Consider the following 2,220-nt stretch of genomic DNA (forward strand, 5'->3'; position numbering starts at 1 on the left):
CGGGCTGGGCGGCGGCGGGTGTCGCGGCGACCAGGGCGCCGAAGCCGACGGCGAGGCCGGCCAGCGCCATCCTGACGGCGGGGGTGTTCGAGGCAGCGCGAGCGCGCCGTCGTGCGGTCATGGGTGTCGAGGCTATCGCCTCAGCGCGGCGGGTGCGTGGTCACCGGGGGAACTCGTGGTGACACGGCGCCGTCAGATCGCCGGGCCGAGCAGGTCGTCGGCGTCCTTGATGATGTAGCCGTAGCCCTGTTCGGCGAGGAACCGCTGCCGGTGGGCGGCGTACTCCGCGTCCAGGCTGTCGCGAGAGACCACCGAGTAGAACACCGCGCCGCCGCCGTCGTGCTTGGGTCGCAGCAACCGGCCCAGCCGCTGCGCCTCCTCCTGCCGCGAGCCGAATGTGCCCGAAACCTGTACCGCCACAGAGGCTTCCGGCAGGTCGATGGAGAAGTTGGCCACCTTCGACACCACCAGGGTGGAGATCTCGCCGCGCCGGAACGCGTCGAACAGCGACTCGCGTTCGGCGGTCTTGGTCGACCCCTGGATCACCGGCGCGTCGAGTTCGCGGCCCAGCTCGTCGAGTTGGTCGAGGTACGCACCGATCACCAGCGTCTGCTCGCCCTTGTGCTTCTCCAGGATCGAGCGGACCACCGCGATCTTGGTGTGCACGGTGGAGCACAGCTTGTAGCGCTCCTCGGGTTCGGCGACGGCGTAGAGCATCCGCTCGTTGTCCGTCATCGTGACCCGTACCTCGATGCACTCGGCGGGCGCGATCCAGCCCTGGGCCTCGATGTCCTTCCACGGCGCGTCGTAGCGCTTGGGCCCGATCAGGCTGAACACGTCGCCCTCGCGGCCGTCCTCGCGGATCAGCGTGGCCGTCAGCCCCAGCCGGCGCCGGGACTGCAGATCGGCGGTCATCCGGAACACCGGTGCGGGCAGCAGGTGCACCTCGTCGTAGATGATCAGCCCCCAGTCGCGGCTGTCGAACAGTTCGAGGTGGCGGTACTCACCCTTGGTGCGGCGGGTGATCACCTGGTAGGTCGCGATCGTGACCGGTCGGATCTCCTTGCGTTCACCGGAGTACTCGCCGATCTCCTCCTCGGTCAGGCTGGTACGCGCGATCAGTTCGCGCTTCCACTGCCTGCCCGCCACGGTGTTGGTGACCAGGATCAGCGTCGTCGCGCCCGCCTTGGCCATCGCCGCCGCGCCGACGAGCGTCTTGCCCGCGCCGCACGGCAGCACGACCACCCCGGAGCCGCCCGCCCAGAACGAGTCGGCCGCCATCTCCTGGTAGTCGCGCAGCTCCCAGCCGTCCTGCCGCAGATCGATGGCGTGCTTCTCGCCGTCGACGTACCCGGCGAGGTCCTCGGCGGGCCAGCCGATCTTGAGCAGCAGCTGCTTGATGTGGCCGCGCTCGCTGGGATGCACGATCACCGTGTCGTCGTCGATGCGGGCGCCCAGCATCGGGGCGATCTTCTTGTGGCGCATCACCTCTTCGAGCACCGCACGGTCCAGGCTCACCAGCACGAGACCGTGCACGGGGCTCTTGACCAGTTGCAGGCGGCCGTAGCGGGCCATCGTGTCGACGATGTCGACCAGCAGGGGCTGGGGCACCGCGTAGCGGGAGAAGGACACCAGCGCGTCGACCACCTGCTCGGCGTCGTGGCCCGCCGCCCTGGCGTTCCACAGCGCCAGGGGGGTGATCCGGTAGGTGTGGATGTGCTCGGGGGCGCGTTCGAGCTCCGCGAACGGTGCGATGGCCGCCCGCGCCGCCCCGGCCTGCTCGTGGTCGACCTCGAGCAGCACCGTCTTGTCGGACTGGACGATCAGTGGGCCGTCAGTCATGCGGGTCTCGCTGGTGCGTCATCTTCTCCATCATCCTGCGTCTATTCGCTGTCGGCCGACACCACCGAGGTGACGCGATGGATGGCGAATTCGCGTACCCGTCCGGATGCCGGGTCGTAGGCGGTGAGCTGCCCGCCGCGCACGTTGATCGGTGCGACCACCCGCTGGGTCGCGATGCCGGCGGGGTCGACGTAGCCGATCACCACCGACGTCTGGGTCAGGGCGGCGTCCTGCAACTGCGTTATCGCAACGCCGGGGTCCAGCCGCGTGTTCCCGAACGGCGCGACCGCGACCTTGCGCAGCACCGCGACGATGGCGCCCAGCGTCTGCGGCGTCGGAGTCGGCGCCGGCCGGTACACCCGGCGGCGCGGGGCGGTC

General features: G+C 69.9%; 2 protein-coding genes. Both read right to left on the reverse strand.

Features of this window, described 5'->3' with window-relative positions:
• Positions 1–192: 192 nt before the first annotated feature.
• Positions 193–1,842 carry a DNA repair helicase XPB gene (locus Q2100_RS31000; RefSeq protein ID WP_264013892.1) on the reverse strand — a complete coding sequence of 550 codons (1,650 nt, stop codon included), beginning with the start codon at positions 1,840–1,842 and terminating at the stop codon, positions 193–195.
• Positions 1,843–1,883: 41 nt separating this feature from the next.
• Positions 1,884–2,220, reverse strand: a 337-nt coding sequence (locus tag Q2100_RS31005; protein WP_456094157.1) for a WYL domain-containing protein, incomplete at its 5' end; no start/stop codon positions are given.

It is taken from the genome of Mycolicibacterium arseniciresistens (assembly GCF_030519285.1).
In the GTDB taxonomy this organism is placed as follows: domain Bacteria; phylum Actinomycetota; class Actinomycetes; order Mycobacteriales; family Mycobacteriaceae; genus Mycobacterium; species Mycobacterium arseniciresistens.